This is a genomic window from Veillonella sp. HPA0037 (assembly GCF_000411535.1).
GTDB lineage: Bacteria > Bacillota > Negativicutes > Veillonellales > Veillonellaceae > Veillonella > Veillonella atypica.
In genome coordinates, this window is the sequence record NZ_KE150483.1 from 1,949,338 (window position 1) to 1,965,542 (window position 16,205).

Genomic DNA, 16,205 nt, shown 5'->3' on the forward strand with positions numbered 1-16,205 from the left:
CCGATGGAGATAGATAATGAGTGTATTAACAGTATCCCATGTGACTCATGGCTTTGGGGCACGACAAATATTAGATGATGCATCGTTTCGACTGTTAAAGGGGGAACATGTAGGTTTAATAGGTGCTAATGGAGAAGGTAAATCTACCTTCTTAAACATCATTACCGGCAAACTACCACCAGATGAAGGCAAAATAGAGTGGTCTAATCAAGTAACAGTAGGTTACTTAGACCAGCATGCAGTACTCGAAAAGGGCATGACAATTCGCGATGTATTACAACGTGCCTTTGATGATTTGTATGTTATGGAGTCAAAGATCAATGATGCATACAATAAAATGGGTGATGTATCAGAAGATGAAATGAACCGTCTCTTAGAACAAGTCGGTGAATGGCAAGAAATCTTAGAACAACGTGGGTTCTACGAGATTGATGCGGTCATTGAACGAACTGCACAAGGTTTAGGTCTTATGGATATTGGTTTGGAGCGTGATGTATCTGAGCTAAGTGGTGGTCAACGTACGAAGGTTTTGTTGACGAAACTATTATTAGAAAAGCCGACCATATTGCTATTAGACGAACCAACAAACTATTTAGATGTAGAACATATTCATTGGTTGCAAAACTATTTGCAAAATTACGAGAATGCATTCATTCTAATCTCTCATGATATGGAATTTTTAAACTCCGTAGTCAATGTCATCTATCACATTGAGCAAGCTGTCCTTACTCGATATACGGGGGATTATCATCAGTTCCAAGCTGCTTATGAAGTTCAAAAGGCACAAGCGCGTAAGGCTTATGAACGACAACAACAAGAAATTGAGCGTATGGAGGATTTCATTCAACGCAATAAGGCACGTGTGGCTACGCGCGGTATGGCAAATTCCCGTGCTAAACGGTTAGAAAAAATGGAAATCCTTGAAAAACCGAAGGAATATATCAAACCATCCTTTGGCTTTAAAGAAGGTCGTACACCTAGTCGTTTTATTGTTGAAGCCTTTGGCCTTGAGATTGGTTATGACGAACCGCTCACAAGACCTGTAGACTTTCAAATTGAACGAAACAAAAAAATCGCTATTCGCGGTGTCAATGGTTTAGGTAAGACCACATTATTAAAGACCATTTTAGGACTGTTAAAACCTGTCAGCGGCGAATTGGTGAAGGGTGATTTCCTCGAAGTAGGTTATTTTGCTCAAGAGGATGCACCATCTAATTCAGAAACTGCGTTAGATTATATTTGGAATGAATATCCGGCTATGACGAATGCCGAAGTTCGTGCAGCACTAGCGCGATGCGGATTGACGAACGAACACATTACATCTCAAATGCGAGTCCTATCCGGTGGAGAAAATGCAAAGGTGCGACTCTGCAAATTGATGCAGAAGAAATATAATGTTCTTGTTCTTGATGAACCGACAAATCATTTGGATATCTATGCTAAGGACGAATTGGCACGGGCATTGCGTGAATTTAAGGGAACCATTGTTCTCGTTAGTCATGAACCGGAATTCTATGAAGGTTGGGTTACCGATATTTGGAATATAGAGGATTGGACAACGAAGATCGTTTAGGAGGGCCTATGAATCAACTTGCGAAAGAAGGTATAGAACAGTTTTTACGTGCTCTATCCGTTGATACAAAGGCGCCAGAGTTAGAAAAAACACCGACCCGTGTAACAGAATTATATGAAGAGCTGTTTTCTGGTGTCGGAAAAGAGACAAAGGAACTCTGGGGGGAACTGTTTTCTACGGACTACAATGGTTTGGTAGCCGTTACAGACATTCCATTTTATTCAATGTGTGAACACCATCTATTGCCATTTTTTGGTACAGTAGATGTGATATATCAACCACATAGTGGTTGTGTAGCTGGCTTAAGTAAGTTTAATGATGTAATTACGGTGTTAAGTAGAAAGCCACAATTACAGGAACGCTTGACTCGAGAAATCGCTGATGCTATAGAACGTGATTTATCAGCAGAAGGTGTTTTTGTACGTCTTAAAGCAACACAATTATGTATGTTGATGAAAGGGACTTTGCAGCAAGGCTCGCAAGTTGTTACTATAGAAAGTAGAGGCCTATTAAGGGAGGCTGGCTCTTTGCGAGATGAAGCATTGGCTATGTTAGGAGGCACAAATGTATAAACGTAGACAATATACTTGGAGTGATGGAAAATCATTACGCTTATTTGACCATACATTGATTATGGGAATCTTAAATGGCACACCAGATTCTTTTTCTGATGGCGGATTGCATAATACACCAGAAGCAGCAGTTACATGGACTAAACAAATGATTCAAGATGGGGCTGATGTCATCGATTTAGGTGTTGAATCTACACGCCCTGGATGCACTCCATTGAGTGCGGATGAAGAAATCGAACGCCTAAGCGTGTTACTGGATCCCGTATTAGAAGCATCCTCTGTTCCTGTTTCCATTGATACATATCATGCAAAAACGGCAGATTATGCATTCTCTAAAGGGGCGCATATTTTAAATGATATATGGGGATTACATTATGATCCTGATATGGCGGCTGTAGCAGCAAAATATCGAGTGCCAGTTATCATTATGCATAATAGCAATGATACAAATTATGATGACATCATTGAAGATATGAAAGCCTATTTTTTCTCGGCTGTTGATAAAGCGTTAAAAGAAGGTGTACAACCACAAAATATTTGGCTCGACCCAGGTATTGGATTTGGCAAAACAGAGGAGCAAAACATTGAGGTATTACAACGGTTAGGCGAAATTACAGCTTATGAATATCCGGTATTATTGGCACCTAGTCGCAAACGCTTTATAGGTTCAATGCTCGGTGGTCTACCTCCAGAAGAACGCGATGAAGGTACCGTTGCTGCTTGTATTACTGGGGTATTCCAAGGAATTGATATGGTTCGCGTGCATAATGTATTGATGCATAAACGAGCTCTAGCTGTAGCAGACGGATTGTTGCGGGGCGAATAAGGAGTTTACTATGGATAAAATCATATTAAAGAATATGGCTTTTTATGGGTATCATGGTAATTTAGATTCTGAAAAATCACAAGGTCAACGATTCTACGTAGATGTTGAAATCAAGACTGATTTAACAAAACCAGGTCAAACGGATGTGTTAGAGGACTCTATCAACTATGTTGAGGTTTACGACATGGTGGCTTCCATTATGACTGGTGAAAGTTGTAATCTCTTAGAACATATAGGAGCGTTGATTGCCGATACATTGTATCAACACTTTCAAGGTATTATCGGCTTAAGTGTAACCGTACGAAAACCGTCTGTGCCGATAGCAGGTGTATTAGATTATGTAGAGGTTGTGACGACTCGAGGTCAAATTTAATGTATACATACTATATTAGTGTAGGTTCTAATATAGGAAATCGCCGTCAGTTTATCGTGGATGCATATGCTTCGCTTTCAATACATCCTCAAGTTCATAACATTACTAGCTCATCTATTATAGAGACAGAGCCTTGGGGTTATACAAATCAAGATGTGTTCTTAAACGCTGTTTGGCGCGTATCTAGCGCGTTAGAACCTCATGAATTACTCGATGTCTTACAGTCATTAGAGTGTGAAGCTCAACGTAAGAGGGATATTCATTGGGGACCAAGAACACTTGATCTAGATATTGTATATGCTCTATCAGATGGTGGTGCGTGTATGTCGATTAATGATGAGCGATTAGTGATTCCTCATCCTTATTTTTGGGATAGGCTATTTGTGTTAGCGCCCTTGATGGAACTAGATAAAGAGTTTACGTATAATGGGGAATCCATAGGTGATAGGATTCAAACATTAAAGAAAGAAATAATATGAGATGTGTATTCATAAGGGGTTAAGATGAATGCAAAACGACTGGGCTTTGTCATTGTTGCCATTCTTTTAATGGGGTTGTCTTACTGGGCAATGTCAATGGTTAATGATGATGCAAAGTCTGTGAAAGTTGATCCAGAACAGCATACATTGATGGTTACATCGAATGATGCTATTATATCGAAGCGACTGTTGGCGATGAAGCAAATCGGTGACAACGTATATTTTTTAGGCTATGAAGGTTATGGTATTTATAATGTAAGGGATAATACCATTCGCCTTAATACTGTTCAATTTAAAGGAACGCATATTGAGCCAGGGCTACTAAAAAACTATCAAAAAGGCGTGCGCCATGTTGAGAATGTAGGTAGTTTTGGTTATTTTACAGCTGAAGAACAGCATAACTTTACTGATATGTTAAATGCTACGGATAAGGGGGCTCATTATATAGAGCCTTATTATCAATCAGGTTATGAATCATCTCTCATCGATTTAGATACAGCGTTTTTTATTACAAATAATGTAAAGTCTCTTAAACAAAGAGATGCTAAATTATATATATTGGATGGTTCAGGATTTATCATCATTGATCGGTCGAAACGAGAAATTCAGGGATATTTTAATACACGTATTCTAGGAGAGGGAACGAAAGGGATTCCAGATAGCTTAAAAGGCTATTATGGTTCTCAATTTATACGAATCTATGCATTAAATAAAATAGATCCAGAAGATTTGTCTATTTTATGGAATATGCGTAAACAATATGTAGAGAAAAATAGAATTGATGTACAAGGACAGAATCTATTCCCTATAGAGTTATCTGATGTACATCAGTAGGAGGTACGTATGCTTTGGTCTATTATTGTGGGTGGTTTTATTGGTTTCGTAGCAGGACGTATTACTAAGAAAGCGAAAAGTATGGGGATTATTCTTCGTGTTGTAGCAGGTTTAGTTGGGGCCTCTGTGGGTCAAGCTTTACTTGGTACATGGGGACCTAGTCTTGCGGGTATGGCGTTAATTCCTTCTATTGTAGGTGCAGTTATCGTTATTGCTGTAGTGAGTTTCTTTTTTGGAAGGGACTAACAATATATTAAAAAAAGGACTATTATAGTAAGTGGCTATAATAGTCCTTTCAATTATTTATAAAACAATGGTATTGAGGAGGCCCTTATGAAATTACGTAAAGTAGGTATTATTGGAACTGGACATGTAGGCTCGCATGTAGCCTTTTCTTTAGCTTTACAAGGCGAAGTTGATGAGTTATATATGATGGATATTGATGAAAAGAAAGCTAAAGCACAGGCTATGGATGTTAATGATGCGGTTAGTTATATACCTCATCGTGTAACGGCTACATCTGGTCCGATTGAAGAATGTGGTGATTGTGATATTCTTGTTTTTAGTGCAGGTCCACTACCTAATTTATATCAAGATCGCCTAGAAAGCCTTGGTGACACAATCGCAGTACTAAAGGATGTTATTCCTCGCATTAAAGCATCTGGATTTAAGGGCTTTATTATTTCTATATCTAATCCAGCAGATGTAGTGGCTACGTATTTATGTAAACATTTAGATTGGAATCCAAAGCGCATTATTTCGTCAGGTACAGCGCTAGATTCTGCAAGATTGCAAAAAGAGTTAGCTCATATATTCGATATTAGCAATCGAACTATTACTGCTTATTGCATGGGTGAGCATGGCGCAAGTGCTATGGTGCCATGGTCCCATGTGTATGTACAAGGCAAGCCGTTAGTAGAATTGCAAAAAGAATTGCCTCATAGATTTCCAGAACTAAATCATAAACAAGTGTTAGATGATGTTAAAATTGGTGGATATCATGTGTTGGCAGGCAAAGGCTCTACGGAATTTGGTATAGCAAGTGCCACCACAGAGTTAATTCGCTCTGTATTCCATGATGAGAAAAAAGTATTGCCATGTTCTTGTTATTTAGATGGTCAATACGGGGAAACAGGCGTTTTTGCATCCACACCTGCTGTCATTGGCAAGGATGGTATAGAAGATGTTCTTGAATTACAAATGACAGAGGATGAATTGGCTTTATTTAAGAAATCCTGTGCGGTTATTAGAGAATATGCAAAAAAAGCAGAAACTATGTAATGTACCTTAAATATATTTCAAAATAAATCTACTTTTATACAATTTTCTACCTATAATTTCCTAGGGGTTCTGTGGTATAATTTGTTATTATGTATATAGTTAATACTATTTTTGGGGGCTCTGCATGAAACAATCTGAACATCGTGAAAAACCGATAAAGCGTAGACGGGTGCAACGAAATCGACGCGCTGAAGATCGTAAGATTGTCATTATGTGGGTGAAACGCATTGCAGTTGCAGTAATGGTTATGCTTTTACTCGGACAAGCATATCGCTTAGTAGCTATATATCAAGAAAAACAACATATTGAACAACAATTGCAAGAATTGCAACAAAGAAATGATGAATTAGAACAAGAAAAAGCAAAGCTACAAGATCCTAAGAATATTGAAAATGTAGCACGTGAGCAATTAGGCCTCGTTAAACCAGGTGAAGTGCCATATGTAAAATAATCTTGTCATCATTAGTGTAGTTTTAGTTTATATTTTGAGGTTTTATTAGGAGGTTGCATGGCAATCGAAGTTGGTAGCGTTTTAAATGGTACAGTTTCCGGTATTACAAAGTTTGGTGCTTTTATCGATTTAGGTGATAAACAAACAGGTTTAGTTCATATTTCAGAAGTAGCTCATGGCTATGTAGAGGATATTAACGATGTACTAAAAGTACAAGATGCAGTGAAGGTAAAGGTCTTATCTGTAGATGGTAGTAAAATTGGTCTTTCCATTCGTCAAACTCAAGAAAAACCACAAGTAGAGGAACGCCGTCCAGAGCGCCGTGTACAAAGTCGACAAAGTGCAGAGTCTTTTGAGGCAAAGATGAAATCATTCTTGCGTGATAGCAACGAGCGATTACATGATTTAAAACGTAATACAGAAGGTAAACGTGGTGGCCGTGGCGGTCGTCGCGATTAAAATAAAGAGATGGTTTCGGCCATCTCTTTGTGCATATACTTTAAAATTGCAATTATAGTAGGTAATTAATAAAGGGATAATAAGGAGGGGCGACTATGAAAGCTGCTATTATCGATGTAGGTTCTAATTCTATTCGATTATTACTAGGAACTTATATAGATGGTCAATGGCATAACGAACCAAAGCGATTATGGACAACGCGATTAGGCAAACGAAATGAAGATGGATCGTTAACGACAGAATCGATGGATGCATCTTATAAAGCGTTTTCTGAAATAGCCACTCTAGCGAAAGCTTATGGCGTAGACCATTGTCTTGCATTTGCAACGAGTGCCGTTCGAGAAGCATCAAATGGCATTGCGTTTATGGAGCAAGCCATGACATATTGCTCCATGACGTATCGTATCTTAAGTGGTGATGAAGAAGCAGTTTATGGATTTAAAGGCGCTTTACAAGATCGTTTAGCTGACGGATTACATTATGCAACCATTGATATTGGCGGTGGTAGTACTGAGTTGGCGCTCGGTTCTAAAGATAGCATCTATTGGAGTCGCTCCTATCCGGTTGGTGCGGTACGCCTTAGACCTCTTTCGGATGAAGGCCCTCAACGAGTATGGGAAGAAACACGGTTTTTATGGGACCCTATGATAATAGAAGGTACGTTCGGTGATTTCATTGGTATCGGAGGCACTATTACAACCTTAGCGGCTATTGATTTAAAAATGACAGAATATGATGGCCATAAAATTCAAGGTCATAAGCTTTCTAGAGAATGTATAGAAGGCATTATCTTACAATTGCGCTATATGAGCCGTGATGAGCGTTTACATGTACCAGGACTACAGCCTGGGCGTGCAGATATTATTGTAAGTGGTGCAGAAATACTAACATCATTTATGGATGCTTATGAGGTGCCTCATATTTTTGTAAGTGAACAAGATGGTATGGAAGCATTACAACAAGAATTGATTACAAGTTATGATGAGACAGCACAGTAAATCGACGCCTAAACAAATCAAACAACTCCATAGAATGGTTAATAAGACCTTAAAAGATTTTAGTTTATTTCCTCATGAGGCACGAATCTTAGTTGCTTGTTCAGGGGGCCCAGATTCTATGGTCTTATTAAATGTTTTGCAATATGTAAAGGTACATAGAAAAGCACGGTGGACTATTGGCGTTACTACTATGGATCATTCTATTCGCAGAGAAAGTCTAAGTGAATTGCAAATGGTTGCATCCTATTGTAATAAGAATAATTTGCCATTTTGGGGTGTTAAAAAGGATATTCCCACTATGGCCGGGGAGCGAAAGGAGTCGTTAGAGACTGTTGGCCGATGTGAGCGCTATAAGTGGTTCAATGAATTAGCTGAGCGTGAACATTATGATTATATTGTCACTGCTCATCATAAGGATGATCAAGGGGAAACCATTTTAGCACACATATTGCGCGGGTCTGGTATCAAAGGTATTACCGGCATGTCTGTGATAAGTCATGATTACACTGTTCCTATAGTTAGACCTCTATTGGCGGTTACAAAAGATGAAATACTAGAATATGCTCGTTTACAGGATATTGAATATTGCGTGGATGCATCTAATGAAGATGTGAAATATAATAGAAACCGCATTCGTCATGAGGTAATTCCTACGCTACAAACCATTAATCCCAATGTAGTAGATGCCTTATGTAGATTGGGTGATATTGCTCAAGTTGATGAGGCGTATCTTAATGGTGAAAGCCAGCGCTTGTTTATACAATTAGTACAATCTGTAGATAATGGATTTCAGGTATCCAGGCGTCGTATGCGGGCACTACCGCTCGCTATGCAGCGACGATTCTGGCAATTGATGATACCCAGTGTTTCATTATCCCTAGCGCATCAAGAACAATTGGCCCATATCATACGTACAGGGGAAGCTAAAACTTTCACCATACAAAAAGTTACAATTAACGCGCAATGTGATACAATACTTGTATATTGCAAACATTAGATATAGATCCGGGAGGTCTTATATATGCATCAAGATGTAAAAGAAATTTTATATTCTCAAGAACAATTAGCAACTCGCATTCGTGAGTTAGGTGCTGAGATTAGCAAAGATTATGCTAATGAATCTGTTGTATTAGTCGGCGTTTTGAAAGGCGCTATTGTTTTCTATACTGATTTAGCTCGCACCATCGATGATTCAGTAGATGTATCATTCGATTTTATTTCTTGCTCTAGTTACGGCGATGGTACAACAAGTACTGGTGTGGTTCGTATTTTAAAAGATTTAGATCGTTCCGTAGAAGGTAAAAATGTACTCGTTGTAGAAGATATTGTAGATACGGGCACAACCCTTCACTATTTATTGGATAATTTGAAGGCTCGTGGCGCTAAGAGTGTTCGACTTGTTGCCCTTCTTAATAAACCAGAACGCCGTAAAATGGATGTAGATGTCGATTATGTAGGCTTTACAGTTCCAGATTATTTTGTTGTTGGTTATGGCCTTGATTATGCTGAACAATATCGTCAATTACCATACATTGGTATTTTGAAAGAATCTGTTTACCAATAAGGGTGTTAATATATTTATAACTAAATAATGGCGAGTATTTGTTCGCCTTATATGGTATAATATAACAATGCATATCATTATGCATTATTAGGTTATACATTACATGTGAAAGGAGTAATTTTTTGAGTCAATTTAGTAAAAAACTCGTCCTTTACTTACTTATCATTGCAATTGCCGTTTTCGCTATAGATTCCCTTGCAGGGCAGAATACTAATAAGGCCGAAATGAGTTATACCGGTTTTGTTCAACAGGTACAACAAAAAAAGGTTGAATCTGTAACGATTACAAATGACCATGGAATCAAAGGGAAATTAAAAAATGGTACAGATTTTGTGTCCTATGCTCCATCTGATGATACGTTGATTAAAACGTTGACAGATAATGGTGTTGAGATTACTGCTGCACCACCTGAACAACCTTCTTGGTGGGTTAGTTTATTAGGCTCTGCGATTCCTATTATTATCCTTGTGGTTGTGTTCTTCTTTATTATGCAACAAACCCAAGGTGGTGGCGGTCGCGTAATGAACTTTGGCAAAAGTCGTGCTAAGATGATGGGCGATGGTAATGTAAAGGTTAAATTTAGCGATGTAGCTGGTGCCGAAGAGGCAAAACAAGAATTGACAGAGGTTGTTGAATTCTTGAAGGACCCAGGTAAATTTACAAGTATTGGTGCAACCATTCCGAAAGGTGTCTTGTTAGCAGGACCTCCAGGCACAGGTAAAACCTTATTAGCTAAGGCTGTAGCCGGTGAAGCCGGTGTTCCATTCTTTACCATTTCCGGTTCCGATTTCGTAGAGATGTTTGTCGGTGTCGGTGCATCTCGCGTGCGTGATTTATTTGGTCAAGCGAAGAAAAATGCGCCTTGTATCATTTTTATCGATGAAATTGATGCGGTAGGTCGTCAACGTGGTGCTGGTCTTGGTGGCGGTCACGATGAACGTGAACAAACGCTAAACCAATTACTCGTTGAAATGGATGGCTTTGGTGCCAATGAAGGCATCATTACCCTTGCAGCGACTAATCGACCAGATATCTTGGACCCTGCATTATTGCGTCCAGGTCGCTTTGATAGACAAGTTGTTGTTGGACGTCCAGATCTTCATGGCCGTGAAGCAATCCTTAAAGTTCATGCACGTAATAAACCATTGTCAGATGATGTAGACTTAAAAACGATTGCTAAAAAGACACCTGGTTTTACTGGTGCTGATTTGAGCAATTTGTTAAACGAAGCTGCATTGTTAGCTGCGCGCTTAAATAAAAAGGTTATCACCATGGCTGAATTGGAAGAAGCCAGTGAAAAGGTTAGCATGGGTCCTGAACGCCGCAGTCACATTGTGAGCGAAAAGGATCGCAAATTGACTGCTTATCATGAATCTGGTCATGCCATCGTGGCTCATTTATTGCCACATGCAAACCCTGTTCATAAAGTAACGATTATTCCTCGCGGTTATGCTGGTGGTTATACAATGATGTTACCTAAAGAGGAACATGATTATAAGACTAAAGCACAACTATTGGCGGACATACGCGTAGCACTTGGTGGTCGTATTGCAGAGGCTCTTGTACTTGGCGATATCAGTACGGGCGCATCTGGCGATTTACAAAGTGTAACGAATACGGCACGTTCTATGGTTACTCGTTGGGGGATGAGCGATACGTTGGGACCAATTGTATTTGGAGAACAACAAGAGCAAGTATTCCTCGGCAAAAATATTGGTCATGAACGCAACTATAGTGAAGAAGTTGCAAGTAAGATCGATGTTGAAATTCATCATATTGTAGATGAAGCATATCGCGATGTAGAACAACTCTTAACAGATAACATGGATTTCTTACACAATATGGCAAAGGCTTTATTAGAAGAAGAAACTATTGATGCTAAGGCTGTTGAAAATCTTCATAAATATGGTACTACTAAGGCTCCTGATGAAACAGAAGCGCCTACAGCAAGTCATATGGATGCGATGGTTTCCATGCCTAATGCTACTGAAGAAACTAAGACAAGCTCTACAGAATCTGATGTACAATCTTAATACATAACTAAGGGGCTGTAACAAAACAGCCCCTTAAATTTAAAAAGCTATTAGTTGGTTATATGAAATCAACTAGTAGCTTTTGGTATTTCTAAGCAAAAAGGGCCCCGAAGGCCACTTTTAGTATGTAATAAATGGGCTCTTAAAAAATAGAACAGGCGTGTACTAATTTAGGAAAGGTATGTATGGTGCTTCTAAAAAATAGAACAGGCCTGTTCTATTTTAAAATAGGTATGTATATGTAAGGCAATATAAAAGGGGCTGTAAGAAAACAGCCCCTTGTTGTATATATAGTTGTTTTCTTGCTATTGTCCATCACAGGCATGTCTCGTAGCCATCAATTCTTGAGTGCGTTGATTCTTACGTTTTTGAAGGTATCGTTGGGCTAGTACATTTGGCACAGCCACACCGACTGCGATACCTACAATAGATAGAATGCCAGTAGTCCCGTTTTGTGCCATGTACAATAGACCTGATTCGTTTAGTGAGTTTATGTGTAATATATCAAATAGAAAACGATAGAGCAAAATGCCGGGCATCAGTGCGATAGCTGATGGTACGACTAGTACCGGACCAGATGTTCGTAGCCATGTGGAGAGTTTGACAAAGATGACGCTCATTACGGCTGCACCAATGAATGTAGCACCGGGTAAGGCAAATCCGTATTCTAAAAGCATTAAGTTACGAATTGCTACGCAAACGACACCGCCTAGCCCGATATAGGGTAATAGACGAGCTGGTGAATTAAATAGTACAGCAAATGAGGCGGCGGAAACAAAGGAACCAATAATCTGTGCTATAGAAAAAATATGAGGCTTAATATCCACAAAGTTAAATGCCGGCAATGGACTGAAGTAAAGAGCCATCGCCATGCCGAGTGTCATGCTGCCCACGATAAGTAAGGTTCTAATAGCTCGTGTTATGCCGGATAAAATGTGGTTGTTTATAGTATCGATAACCGAATTGATAAGTGGCACACCTGGAATCATGAAGAGTGTACAACAGACGAGGACATATACCAGTGATCCTAACTCGATGAAGGTATAGAAACCATAGGCAATAAACATGGCCGTAAAGGCGCAGATAGCGTTGCCTAAATACTCATTAAATCCAAGGCGCTGAGATACGACCCTCATAAAATAGCCACATAATGAACAGATGAATGTTACTACTAATGCAATAATATCCGCACTGTATAAGTAAGCTAGACCGGCAGATCCTAATGCGCAAGCAATACCTTTTACCCAGACTGGATAGACGGGAATCGTTTGTTGTAGTTTCCCAACTAAACGTTCATAGGTAGTTAAAGAATAATGGCGTTCAAAAGCTCGCCAGGTGAGTTTTGATATGGCATTAATCATAGCCATATTCGGTATGTGGGTTGGCGTTTTCCGGAAAACTGTTATAGAGCGCTCTTCATGAAAAATATTAATCATAATGGTTGTATAACTAATGTGGATATTTAAATAATTGTGTGGAATCCCCATAAATGTAGCAGCCTGTTGGATTTCCGATACTATTCGTACTGTGTCAGCACCGCATTCCATTAGTAGTTTAGCAATATTTAATAATACATCCAATTTTCGATGAATATGGATAAAGGGGGTCTCCAGGACCTCATTTTTTTCTTCTAATGTAAATCGTTTCATTACTACTCCTTAATTTCATCATCCTTTACTCATTATACTATTAATGGCCTGTAATATCATTCATTAATCTATTTGTCTACCTAATGGGGTATAAAAATCTAGATTTTTTGCATTTTTTTGAATGATTATTTATTAAATTGATAAATAACACTTGCTTTTTCAAGGGCCCACTTGTACAATCGAATTGTAAACCGACAGGAGAAAGGGGCCTTATCATGCGTGATGAAGTACTAGAATTCTTAAGACAGAATCAAGGTGACTTTGTTTCAGGTCAAGATATGTCTGAAGCATGTCATGTATCACGAACTGCCATTTGGAAGCATATAAAAGCACTAAGACAAAAGGGCTATAAAATTGAGTCCTATACAAAGCGTGGTTATCGTTTGTTGGAGGAACCGGATTTGTTAAGCCCATTAGCAATGAAACAAATATTGAATACCGATATTTTTGGTAAACGATATGTATATATGGATACAACTGAATCAACGAATTTAGAAGCTCGTAGATTGGCGCAACAAGGCGCTGAGGAAGGTACCGTAGTCGTTACAGAGGAACAGGCTGCTGGTCGTGGCCGCTTGTCTCGTGGTTGGTATTCTCCCTTTGGAAAAGGCTTGTGGTTTAGCCTTATTCTCCGACCTGATTTCCCCCCTGCGGAGGCTCCTAAATGTACGTTGATGGCTGCTGTGGCGCTTACTAAGGCATTTCACAAAATGGGGCTTGCTGATGCAGGTATTAAATGGCCGAATGATATTTTGGTAAATGGTCGTAAGCTTGTTGGTATATTGACTGAAATGTCTGGATCGATGGAGGAAATTTCCTATATCGTTATGGGCATAGGGGTCAATGTTAAGACGAAACAAGAAGAGCTACCGGAAGAAATAAAACAAATCGCCACATCTCTCTTAATGGAAGGCGTTGATATTGAACGGACAGAAGCTTTCAAAATCATCTTAGAAGAATTAGAACACCAATATTACGATGTGCTAGATAGTGGGTTTGAGGATACCCTAAATGAATGGCGTAAGTTGAGCGTTACTTTGAATCAAGAAATTGAGGTTAGAGCACCGGGGAATACCTATGAAGGTGTGGCAACTGATATCGATGACGATGGAAATTTATTGGTGAAAACGACTAATGGGGAAGTTAAACGAATTGTTGCAGGCGATGTTTCTATACGTCCGCGAAAATAGGAGGAATGCATGTTATTAGTAATTGATGTGGGAAACACGAATATTGTTCTCGGTGTTTACGATAAGAAAAATTTAGTAGGACACTGGAGAATTTCTACAGATCGTGTGCGTACCACGGACGAATATGGCATGTTGATGATGAATTTGTTTTTTCATGATCGCAAGGTTAACGCAAAGGATATCAAGGCTATCATTATTTCCTCTGTAGTACCGCCATTGATGCCAACATTAGAACGTGTATGCTTGCGTTACTTTAATGTAAATCCTATCATTGTAGGTCCTGGCACAAAAACAGGTATCGCTATTAAATATGATAATCCTCGTGAGGTAGGTGCTGACCGCATCGTCAATGCCGTAGCGGCCAATGCTGTATATAAGGGGCCATTGATTATCATTGATTTTGGCACCGCTACAACTTATTGTGCAGTCCTTGGAAATGGTGATTATATTGGTGGCGTTATTACGCCAGGCGTAACGATTTCAGCAGAGGCTCTGTTCCAACGCGCTGCAAAATTGCCTCGTATTGAGGTAAAGGACCCAGGTCAGGTTATTAATCGTAATACGGTATCATCTATGCAATCCGGTATGTTCTATGGCTATGTAGGACAGGTAGAGGGGCTAGTGACACGTATGAAAGCTGAAATGGGTGGCGATGTAACTGTGGTGGCAACAGGTGGCTTGGCACAGCTCATCAGCAGTGCTACCGATTGTATCGACCATGTAGAGCCAATGCTTACATTGGAAGGTCTCCGTCTTATTTACGAACGAAATAAATAATGGTACTATAATAGAGTTGGTTGTAATTATAGTATGAATGTATAACAACAGGTACGGCTTAGGCTGTACCTGTTTTATTAGGTGAATTATAATGATAGAAACATGGACCATTGGCAATGTACCTATCCAAGGTAAGGCTATTTTAGCTCCTATGGCAGGGGTTAGCGATATAGCATATCGACTGTTGGCCAAAGAACATGGTGCCTCCATGGTTTGTACCGAAATGGTCAGTGCTATGGGTATCAAATATAAAAATGAGCGCACGCATGAGTTATTGCGTATGGAAGCGGTCGAGCATCCTGTATCGATGCAAATTTTTGGTTCCAATCCAGAAGCAATAGCATTGGGGGCGAAGGTGGTAGCAGCTGCTGGTGCAGATATTGTAGATATCAACATGGGGTGTCCTGTTAAAAAGGTCGTCTCTAGCGGTGACGGTTCGGCGTTGATGAAAACACCTGACTTGGCGGCTCGCGTAGCAGAAGCCGCAGTAAAAGCTGTTGATGTACCGGTGACGGTAAAAATGCGTATCGGCTGGGATGATGATCATATCAATGTGGTCGACTTTGCCAAACGTATCGAAAGTACTGGTGTTGCAGCTGTTGCTGTTCATGGGCGCACACGGGAACAGATGTATATGGGGCGAGCGGATTGGTCCTATATAAAAGCGGTTAAAGATTCCTTATCAATCCCCGTAATAGGGAATGGTGATGTATGGACTCCTGAAGATGCGCTTCGTATGATGCAAGAAACAGGTTGTGATGCGGTTATGATTGGTCGTGGTGCACAAGGCAATCCATGGATTTTTGAGCGCACTAATCACTATTTAACGACAGGTGAATTAAGACCAGAACCTACCTATTTAGAGCGACTAGATATGTTGCTCAAACATTTTGAACTACTCTGTCGGTATAAAGGGGCGGCTCTAGGAGTAAGAGAAATCCGAACACATGCGGGATGGTATATGAGGGGAATGCCTGAAGCAGCTTATTGGCGTAATCGTGTGAATACAATTCACACTGTTGAAAGCTTTAAAACAGAGCTTTCAACCTATAGAGATGTATTGGAAAACTGGGGCTCACATTGACAAATACAGGGGTTCTTAGTATAATTGATTAAAAATTAAAGATGAAAGATAAGGTGTCATCG

Annotated in this window: 18 protein-coding genes; 17 read left to right on the plus strand and 1 reads right to left on the minus strand. The window is 39.6% G+C overall.

From position 1 onward, the window contains the following. The first annotated feature begins 16 nt into the window (after positions 1–16). The 14 genes from HMPREF1477_RS08885 to ftsH all read left to right on the plus strand — a co-directional run bounded on the left by HMPREF1477_RS08885 (position 17) and on the right by ftsH (position 11,443). Positions 17–1,573, plus strand: a complete 1,557-nt coding sequence (locus HMPREF1477_RS08885; protein ID WP_005376611.1) for an ABC-F family ATP-binding cassette domain-containing protein — start codon at positions 17–19, stop codon at positions 1,571–1,573. Between the two features lie 8 nt (positions 1,574–1,581). Continuing rightward, positions 1,582–2,145 carry a GTP cyclohydrolase I gene (gene folE, locus HMPREF1477_RS08890; RefSeq protein WP_005379821.1) on the plus strand — a complete coding sequence of 188 codons (564 nt, stop codon included), beginning with the start codon at positions 1,582–1,584 and terminating at the stop codon, positions 2,143–2,145. Next, positions 2,138–2,971 carry a dihydropteroate synthase gene (folP, locus tag HMPREF1477_RS08895; protein WP_005379818.1) on the plus strand — a complete coding sequence of 278 codons (834 nt, stop codon included), beginning with the start codon at positions 2,138–2,140 and terminating at the stop codon, positions 2,969–2,971. Before folE ends, folP begins: the two co-directional genes overlap by 8 nt. Positions 2,972–2,981: 10 nt before the next feature. Next, positions 2,982–3,344: a dihydroneopterin aldolase gene (gene folB / locus HMPREF1477_RS08900; RefSeq protein ID WP_016476581.1), complete on the plus strand. Its 363-nt coding sequence runs from the start codon at positions 2,982–2,984 to the stop codon at positions 3,342–3,344. Then, positions 3,344–3,823 (plus strand): 2-amino-4-hydroxy-6-hydroxymethyldihydropteridine diphosphokinase, encoded by a 480-nt coding sequence (gene folK / locus HMPREF1477_RS08905; RefSeq protein WP_016476582.1) that lies wholly within the window; start codon positions 3,344–3,346, stop codon positions 3,821–3,823. The genes folB and folK overlap by 1 nt, the downstream gene beginning before the upstream one ends. Before the next feature lie 24 nt (positions 3,824–3,847). Then, complete coding sequence (locus tag HMPREF1477_RS08910; protein WP_016476583.1) at positions 3,848–4,657, plus strand: hypothetical protein; 810 nt, start codon at positions 3,848–3,850, stop codon at positions 4,655–4,657. Between the two features lie 9 nt (positions 4,658–4,666). Then, a complete protein-coding gene (locus HMPREF1477_RS08915) occupies positions 4,667–4,903 on the plus strand; it encodes a GlsB/YeaQ/YmgE family stress response membrane protein (RefSeq protein WP_016476584.1) in 237 nt (78 codons plus the stop codon). 87 nt (positions 4,904–4,990) lie between these two features. Beyond that, entirely contained in the window at positions 4,991–5,938 is a 948-nt protein-coding gene (locus HMPREF1477_RS08920; RefSeq protein ID WP_016476585.1) for an L-lactate dehydrogenase, read from the plus strand. Between the two features lie 124 nt (positions 5,939–6,062). Then, a complete protein-coding gene (locus tag HMPREF1477_RS08925; RefSeq protein ID WP_005379832.1) occupies positions 6,063–6,389 on the plus strand; it encodes a septum formation initiator family protein in 327 nt (108 codons plus the stop codon). A 57-nt stretch (positions 6,390–6,446) separates the two neighbouring features. Beyond that, positions 6,447–6,848: a S1 domain-containing RNA-binding protein gene (locus HMPREF1477_RS08930; RefSeq protein WP_005379830.1), complete on the plus strand. Its 402-nt coding sequence runs from the start codon at positions 6,447–6,449 to the stop codon at positions 6,846–6,848. 95 nt (positions 6,849–6,943) lie between these two features. Further along, positions 6,944–7,846, plus strand: coding sequence for a hypothetical protein (locus tag HMPREF1477_RS08935; protein WP_016476586.1), 903 nt, complete (start codon positions 6,944–6,946; stop codon positions 7,844–7,846). A gap of 34 nt (positions 7,847–7,880) precedes the next feature. Beyond that, complete coding sequence (tilS, locus tag HMPREF1477_RS08940; protein WP_038148244.1) at positions 7,881–8,843, plus strand: tRNA lysidine(34) synthetase TilS; 963 nt, start codon at positions 7,881–7,883, stop codon at positions 8,841–8,843. Positions 8,844–8,867: 24 nt separating this feature from the next. Then, positions 8,868–9,410, plus strand: a complete 543-nt coding sequence (gene hpt / locus HMPREF1477_RS08945; RefSeq protein ID WP_009661434.1) for a hypoxanthine phosphoribosyltransferase — start codon at positions 8,868–8,870, stop codon at positions 9,408–9,410. A 122-nt stretch (positions 9,411–9,532) separates the two neighbouring features. Further along, entirely contained in the window at positions 9,533–11,443 is a 1,911-nt protein-coding gene (gene ftsH / locus HMPREF1477_RS08950) for an ATP-dependent zinc metalloprotease FtsH (protein ID WP_016476588.1), read from the plus strand. Between the two features lie 305 nt (positions 11,444–11,748). Here the strand turns inward: ftsH and HMPREF1477_RS08955 are convergent, their stop codons facing one another. Further along, positions 11,749–13,092 (minus strand): threonine/serine exporter ThrE family protein, encoded by a 1,344-nt coding sequence (locus tag HMPREF1477_RS08955; protein WP_009661425.1) that lies wholly within the window; start codon positions 13,090–13,092, stop codon positions 11,749–11,751. 215 nt (positions 13,093–13,307) lie between these two features. Between HMPREF1477_RS08955 and HMPREF1477_RS08960 the strand changes: the two genes are divergently transcribed. From HMPREF1477_RS08960 to dusB, 3 genes are all read left to right on the plus strand, one after another. Continuing rightward, positions 13,308–14,282 (plus strand): biotin--[acetyl-CoA-carboxylase] ligase, encoded by a 975-nt coding sequence (locus HMPREF1477_RS08960; protein WP_005376606.1) that lies wholly within the window; start codon positions 13,308–13,310, stop codon positions 14,280–14,282. A gap of 9 nt (positions 14,283–14,291) precedes the next feature. Then, positions 14,292–15,059 (plus strand): type III pantothenate kinase, encoded by a 768-nt coding sequence (locus tag HMPREF1477_RS08965; protein WP_005376623.1) that lies wholly within the window; start codon positions 14,292–14,294, stop codon positions 15,057–15,059. 91 nt (positions 15,060–15,150) lie between these two features. Further along, positions 15,151–16,143, plus strand: a complete 993-nt coding sequence (dusB, locus tag HMPREF1477_RS08970; RefSeq protein ID WP_016476589.1) for a tRNA dihydrouridine synthase DusB — start codon at positions 15,151–15,153, stop codon at positions 16,141–16,143. Positions 16,144–16,205: the final 62 nt, after the last annotated feature.